The organism is Desulfovibrio sp. ZJ200 (genome assembly GCF_011039095.1).
Classification (GTDB): Bacteria; Desulfobacterota; Desulfovibrionia; order Desulfovibrionales; family Desulfovibrionaceae; genus Desulfovibrio.
In genome coordinates, this window is record NZ_JAAKEH010000081.1 from 1 (window position 1) to 5,677 (window position 5,677).

The following is a 5,677-nucleotide window of genomic DNA, read 5'->3' on the forward strand; positions in this document are numbered from 1 at the left end:
AACTGAATATCCTTCCAACTCCACGGCTCACCGTATCGGCGTTGTTCGTGTCCGCACTCTCGGCAGAGAAAAAGCCGGGGGGTCTCGCTGTTTGACCTGAAAATCCTGTCCATCTTGCGCCCGCACTCCGGGCAGAAAGGCGCGTTGTGAGACATGATGCAGCTTCCTCCGCTCGTTAGACGGTTACAGACTGGCCGGAATTGGGCAGGCTCATGCCTGGATCGTCATGGTTTGCGGGCGTGGCATGTGCTACCGGTTGCTCTTGAGGGGCAACAGTCTTGGCCTTGAGGATGATGAACTCAGCCGTGCGTTTGGAAATATGGGCGCGGCCAGATCGGAGGGCGCAATAATGCTCATACGAGATATTCAGGTTGCGGGCTGCCTCACGGTGGGTGCGGTAGCGGCCTTTGAGGATTTCGCAGGCTTCGGCAAAGGTCATGGCAAAACCTCCTTGGTCCAAGTATATAAGAAATTCTTATAGCATTCAATATGTTCTTCTTGCTTTCGAGTCTAGAGAATTTCTTATAGGTGAAATACATGAATACTGAACACTTCGAGCGCAGCTACGTTGAGTATGCCTTGGAGCTCGCCCGGAAAAACGGAATGAACCAGTCCGAGTTTGCAAAGGCAATTTGGCCTTTAAAATCAGACGCATCAGCGGTTACGACCATTATTGCCCTGAAAGGCAAAAATAGCCGGGGGAAGCCGCAAAATCTCAGGATTTCCGACGCCATCCGCATGGCAGAAATCTTGGGCCGGGAATTCCCATCACTGTGCTTTGAGGTCTGGGAGAAATCCAAATTGACGGCCAAGGCAGCCGAGTACATGGAGGCTGAAGCAATATTTCAGACCCAATACGAATCGCCGCAGGGGCAAAAAGCAGATAGGGCGCAAGACATTGAAAGTACGCGGAACTAAAATTTTACAATAACGTAAAACTATATAATCTATCATTGTGGAGTAATATATAAACAATGGCAAAAGGATACGTTTATATTATTAGTAACAAGACAATGCCGGGGCCTCTTTAAAATTGGTTATACCCTTAAAGATCCAGCATTACGTGCCCAAGAATTAGACTCTACTGGCGTTCCCCATCCGTATCTTGTCGAATTTGAAATCCTTGTGGACGAGCCTTTTATCCTCGAACAAAATGTACACAGATATTTGAAAGAATATAACGAAAATAAAGAATGGTTTAGATGTAATTTTGATGAATGTGTTATTTCGATTCATAAATGCTATAGAGGTAAGATTTATTATGAAAAAACTAAAAAAAAGGAACGTGAGCTAGAATATAACCGTAGGATAGCTGAAGAACAGAAAGCACAAGCAGAAAGAGAACAGGCAAGAAGTGAGCAACAAGCCCGGGAAGCGCGAAAACAAATAGAGGAAAAATATAAAGCAACACTTGATAAAGAGCTTAACGCATATATTCAGAAACAGAAAAGAAACTGGTCTTTTATACTTACATCAGCTGTAGTTGCGCTTGCTCTATATATGTCTAATATACTTGAGGATGTAGAAGCTTTTTTATTAGTTTTTATTCCTGGCATGATAATGGTCGTTTCAATGCCCTTCCTTATATCCAATGAGGAATGGAAAAAAGATTTTTTAAAGAAAAGGGAGAGGGGAAATAAACTTTAATAGTTCATCGGAACAATGGATAATACATGGGAAAATGATAAATCTGCCCACCTAATTCTTGCTAGTAAAGGAAGCAAAATTTCTGCCGTTGAAAAAGGCTAAAAAATAAAGTGAATTAGACAAATGGATGCCTATAGATACGAAAGACTATTCGTCCAAATAATTTCCGAGATAGCCGCCCAGAAGCAGATCAATGATGCCCAACTGGCGCGTATGGCGTGGCCGCACCAACGGTCAGCCGCAACGGCATGGCGAAAAATGAGAAATGACAGCGAGAACCCAAAGCGTCTAAATATTGAGGAAGCCGTCTTACTTACCCAAGCCTTGGGTATCTCCATGTCCGATGTGTGCGGCATGGTTCAGGGACGTCTCATGAAAATAGATGTTCCTGCAGAACTCCCCCCCTCAGGAAAGGGAGAGTCGCCCAATCGTCACTCGGAAAGACAAAGCATTCCTAATCATTCCATACTCCAAAATTAGGCAATAGCATGAGGCTAATATTATCCATACTCCTTTTTATACTTTTTCTTCCTACAGTTTCGTTCTCATTGGAAAGGGGAGCGGAAAATATTGGCTACGACATCTCACTCACAATGCCCAGAGGTTGGACACCTTTATCAAAGCAATTATTGACGCAGGCTTACAATAGAACAGAAGCCATAACAGGTGTAAACCAAGGTAATAATAAGGTATTGTACGGAAGTAGTTGTTATCTGGAGGATGGTTCGGCTGTCGCTAATTTTCGAGTAACTATAGAAAAAAGAAACCCAAAAGAAACAGAAGACTATCTACAGAATATAATATTTGCAGACGACGATTTTTCTGTATTTAGATTGAGTTCTGTAGCAATTGCAAAAGAAATGAATTCCAAACATAATATAGGTATAGATATAATTAGTATCCATATCGAAAAGAAGTATATTGATAATATAATCGGCCTATTAACATCATTTAACAGACATGAAGAAAATATGATTGAATGCATAACATCAATTATCATACCAGTATATGATGGTTTTATAAAGATTAGCTATAGCTATGTTGAACGATATAAAAATTTATTTGTACCGATTATAAATAAAATTCTTTCTTCAATAAGAATTAAAAATTTTTACTTATATGATAAAGAGAATAGTAAGAGGCATGACTATCGGCCACTTCTTCTAAAATGATATACAATATAAAAATAGAAAAATTCATGACTAATCGATTACAATAGCAAATGATGCGACAGTCCATGAAAAAATCCGCGAGTTTGATTCCAATATTATACTTTTTATCCCTGAAAATGATGTGGGAACGCGCTCCCAAGAGAAGCCTATACATCAGAGGTTTCTTGGTTCCAACGACACCCTGCTTCGTATAAACAAACTACATGGATAGCATTATGTTCAAACGCTGTTTTGTGGCCGTGGCCTGCGAAAAGGGCGTAAGGCAGTATGGGAGTGTTATGGCTTTTGCAAAGGCCATATGGCCCGCGAAAGACGAAAAAAGCGCAGCCCAAACTCTCTATTCTATTCAGGGGAAGTCAAATAAAACTGGAAAGCCCCAAAGACTGAAACTAGATGAAGCTGTCAGGATAGTTGAGTTATTAGATGGGTATCAAAATAAGTTTCCTTCATTCTGCTTTGAAGTAAGTGAACTTTTGAGGACTGGCGCTTTTGAAACGGAGCAGATTTTTCATACCCAATATGGAACTCCACCGGCACAAAAGACAGAAAAGAGCCAAATCATTGAAAGTACGCGGCACTAAAATTATCCAGTAGCTATCTACCTATGGAGGATGGATATGCTTAGGCTTCCACTCCACTATATATTTATATTATGTATATTCTTTGTGCCTAAATTTGTGGAAGCAAATAGCTATAAAACACAAAAATTAAAGTATGATATTAACGTTGATATTCCTATAGGATGGGAGCTCATCCCGCAAAATGTGCTCCGACAATTAGGCAATATGACAGAAGCTCTGACTGGGCGCGACCAATCCAATAATGAAATCATACTAGCTGCAAACTGCTATACATTAAATGAAAAGCCTTCAGCGACAGTCCGAATTAGTGTAAGAAAAAAGCGTCTTCAGTTACCCAAGATGAATTAGCTACTTTTTCAGATATAGATTTTAAATATATACTATATGAAGCAATTAATAACGCAATTAATCTTGATAAAAAATTAGGAACAAAAACAGATATAGAAACATTGAAAGTGTTTACTGCAAATGTCGATGGTCAACTAGCATTTGTAACTGCAAAAAATGTTCTTTCACCTGGAAAATATCAAGCGCATATATTTTACCTTATACTCATGCACGATTACCGAGTTAAAATATATGCTACATTTAATTGGGATGAAGAAGATTTATTTAAGCCAATCATGGATAGAATTATATCGTCCATAAAAATTGGAACAAATCATAACCAAGTCAAAGAAATCGAAGATAATATAAAAGCAATACGAAAATAAATGACAGAATACAGGCGTATCCTTGCCGAGTTGAGAGTTTGAATGAAGAACTGCGCAATCACTGAGCGCGATAGGAGGGTTTTATTATGCCTAGCGAAGAGACTGCAATATTTTATGGTGAAAGTGGCGATGGGTATCAGTTTAATATCTATAAGTCTGATACAAACTTTAAAAATATAAGCGCTGTCTATATTTTTCTGTAAGGCCACAATTGATAATGATTTAAACTTAATACTTGCTCCCTTATATATTGGTGAAACTGATGAACTGGGAGATAGAATTGCAAACCATGAAAAATTGGAATGCGTTATTTTTGAAGGCTGTACTCATATCTGTATAAAAGCAGTCTCAGGGAGGAATACACGTTTGGAAGTGGAGAAGGATTTGAGACATAATTACTCTACTCCGTGCAACGATCAGTAGGTTTTTTTGATAAGGCTTCACCAGAGCCTTTGGTTTGAGGGTTTTCCAAGCGGTTAATGCCGCAAAAACGGCATCAAGAAATTTTTCTTCATCAGCGGTTATGGGAATAATTTTCCATGAGCCGTCTTTCTCTTTTTCCCAGTCCATACGCACCTCCTTATGTGGGCTTAGTGGACATTTTAATTCAATATTATCAGTCGCTGCTAACCCACTGAAAATAATTGGTATGCGGTAACGAAAGCCCATAGTTTCGGCCACCCCAATTTCTTCCTAAAACGCCTGCGGACCGATCACCTGGCGAGCTTGTTTTTGACCGCCTGATCCTCCCTTTCCAGCACGATGCAGCCCGGCTCGGAATGTTCATCGTCCACGAGCCGCACCTCTACCCTCTCGCCAGTCTTTACGATTTCCCGTCTAACCATCTTCTTCTCCGATCATGATCAAATTCAGGTCGGAATTTAGTACCATTTAATATAAGAAAATCTCAACTTTTTTCTTGTCTGCGATAAGAAAATCTTATATTCTGACCTTGCCAACCGGGAAAAGGCGGCGAACAAGGCCCACGGGCCAGAGTAGCCACAAGCCTGAGTCCGGAAGGCGACCGCCCGGAGCAGGATTCCAGAGGCCCGAACGACACACGGCCCATGCGGCACGGTGGATCAGTAGGACACCGCGAGAGAAGCTCGGAACGGCGGATGGAGAAAAGGAAGCTAGAGCATTTTGCTTTTAACTTTTTACATAGCCACAGGATTTAAACCATCCTTCAGCGTCTTTTTGTGTGATACAACTTAATGCTTTTCCAATGGATTTGTACAGTTCATCACATGTTTTTGCTTTCATACCCCGAAGTAATTGTTTCACTTTGCTCCACATCTTTTCAATGGGATTTAAATCCGGGCTGTATTCTGGAAGGAAAATATACTTGCAGCCTTTTTCCGTTATCAAGTTTTGGGCTGTTTTTGATTTATGGACATTCAAATTATCCATTATAACAACATCGTTAGCTTTAAGCGTTGGAAGAAGAAATTTTTCAATATAAGCATTGTACATTTTTCCATCCAGTGCCCCATCAAAAACAACACTGCAAGTCTCTCCCGTTACCCGGATTGCTGAAAGTATGCTTATCCTTTCCCAACGTCCG

11 protein-coding genes are annotated in these 5,677 nt (G+C 40.4%); 7 read left to right on the forward strand and 4 right to left on the reverse strand.

What is annotated here, in order from left to right; all coding sequences use genetic code 11:
- Positions 1-175 precede the first annotated feature (175 nt).
- The gene (locus G7Y52_RS14210; RefSeq protein WP_165073016.1) at positions 176-439 is read right to left on the reverse strand and encodes a hypothetical protein; all 264 of its coding nucleotides are present in this window, start codon (positions 437-439) and stop codon (positions 176-178) included.
- Between the two features lie 98 nt (positions 440-537).
- Between G7Y52_RS14210 and G7Y52_RS14215 the strand changes: the two genes are divergently transcribed.
- The 7 genes from G7Y52_RS14215 (at position 538) to G7Y52_RS14240 (ending at position 4,113) form a co-directional block, all read left to right on the forward strand.
- Positions 538-918 carry a hypothetical protein gene (locus tag G7Y52_RS14215; protein ID WP_165073018.1) on the forward strand — a complete coding sequence of 127 codons (381 nt, stop codon included), beginning with the start codon at positions 538-540 and terminating at the stop codon, positions 916-918.
- A gap of 114 nt (positions 919-1,032) precedes the next feature.
- Positions 1,033-1,647 (forward strand): GIY-YIG nuclease family protein, encoded by a 615-nt coding sequence (locus G7Y52_RS14220; protein ID WP_241159772.1) that lies wholly within the window; start codon positions 1,033-1,035, stop codon positions 1,645-1,647.
- 123 nt (positions 1,648-1,770) lie between these two features.
- Positions 1,771-2,127 carry a hypothetical protein gene (locus tag G7Y52_RS15120; protein WP_206215328.1) on the forward strand — a complete coding sequence of 119 codons (357 nt, stop codon included), beginning with the start codon at positions 1,771-1,773 and terminating at the stop codon, positions 2,125-2,127.
- Positions 2,128-2,240: 113 nt separating this feature from the next.
- A complete protein-coding gene (locus G7Y52_RS14225; protein ID WP_206215329.1) occupies positions 2,241-2,819 on the forward strand; it encodes a hypothetical protein in 579 nt (192 codons plus the stop codon).
- 203 nt (positions 2,820-3,022) lie between these two features.
- On the forward strand, positions 3,023-3,400 hold the full coding sequence (locus tag G7Y52_RS14230; protein ID WP_206215330.1) for a hypothetical protein: 378 nt from the start codon (positions 3,023-3,025) through the stop codon (positions 3,398-3,400).
- Between the two features lie 30 nt (positions 3,401-3,430).
- Positions 3,431-3,748 carry a hypothetical protein gene (locus tag G7Y52_RS14235; protein WP_206215331.1) on the forward strand — a complete coding sequence of 106 codons (318 nt, stop codon included), beginning with the start codon at positions 3,431-3,433 and terminating at the stop codon, positions 3,746-3,748.
- Between the two features lie 101 nt (positions 3,749-3,849).
- On the forward strand, positions 3,850-4,113 hold the full coding sequence (locus tag G7Y52_RS14240) for a hypothetical protein (protein WP_165073026.1): 264 nt from the start codon (positions 3,850-3,852) through the stop codon (positions 4,111-4,113).
- A gap of 348 nt (positions 4,114-4,461) precedes the next feature.
- On the opposite strand, the gene G7Y52_RS14245 is transcribed toward G7Y52_RS14240, so the two are convergent.
- From G7Y52_RS14245 to G7Y52_RS14250, 3 genes are all read right to left on the reverse strand, one after another.
- Positions 4,462-4,782: a hypothetical protein gene (locus tag G7Y52_RS14245; RefSeq protein ID WP_206215332.1), complete on the reverse strand. Its 321-nt coding sequence runs from the start codon at positions 4,780-4,782 to the stop codon at positions 4,462-4,464.
- Between the two features lie 44 nt (positions 4,783-4,826).
- Positions 4,827-4,958, reverse strand: coding sequence for a hypothetical protein (locus G7Y52_RS15555; RefSeq protein WP_277424320.1), 132 nt, complete (start codon positions 4,956-4,958; stop codon positions 4,827-4,829).
- A 304-nt stretch (positions 4,959-5,262) separates the two neighbouring features.
- A partial coding sequence (locus G7Y52_RS14250) for a transposase (protein WP_165073048.1) occupies positions 5,263-5,677 on the reverse strand: 415 nt, incomplete at its 5' end.